This is a genomic window from Halomonas sp. AOP43-A1-21, assembly GCF_052376775.1.
Classification (GTDB): Bacteria; Pseudomonadota; Gammaproteobacteria; order Pseudomonadales; family Halomonadaceae; genus Vreelandella; species Vreelandella colorata.
The window spans coordinates 1-626 of the sequence record NZ_JBQSWC010000100.1 but is presented as its reverse complement, the minus strand read 5'-3'; the positions used below and the strand labels follow the sequence as shown (position 1 = coordinate 626).

1 protein-coding gene is annotated in these 626 nt (G+C 52.2%); it reads right to left on the bottom strand.

Translation table 11 applies throughout. From position 1 onward, the window contains the following. Nucleotides 1-626: IS3 family transposase (locus ACT3R7_RS20720; protein WP_496199468.1), on the bottom strand; the 626-nt coding region annotated here is incomplete at both ends.

Below are 626 nucleotides of genomic sequence, written 5' to 3'. Positions count from 1 at the left end.
GACAAGTTATCACTTGTGCCGTGTCGGCGCTTTGGGTTGTAAAACATTTCGATATAATTGAACACGTCGCGTCTAGCCGCTTCCCGTGTCGAATAAATCTGTCGCTTGATCCGCTCTCGCTTGAGGAGTTGAAAAAAGCTCTCAGCAACGGCGTTATCATGACAGTTACCACGCCGACTCATGCTGCCCACCAAGTGATTGGCTTTCAGAAAGCTTTGCCAATCTCCGCTGCTGAATTGGCTTCCTTGATCTGAATGCACCATCACAGTTTCTTGTGGCTTGCGTCGCCAGACTGCCGATAACAAAGCATCCAGCACTAACTCCGTCGTCATACGAGACTTCATCGACCAGCCAACCACTTGACGGGAAAACAGGTCGATCACCACCGCTAAGTAAAGCCAGCCTTCGTACGTTCGGATGTACGTAATATCTGTCACCCAAGCAACATTGGGCGCTGTTACTTCAAACTGACGGTCTAAATGGTTGGGTGATACAACAGCCGGTTTTCCGCCGCCATAGCAGCCAGGGCGTCGTCGATAGCCCGTCTGAGAGCGTAAACCTTCCCTACGCATCAGGCGGGCCACTCGGTGCTTACCGCAGGCTTCGCCAGCCTCACGCAAATCCTG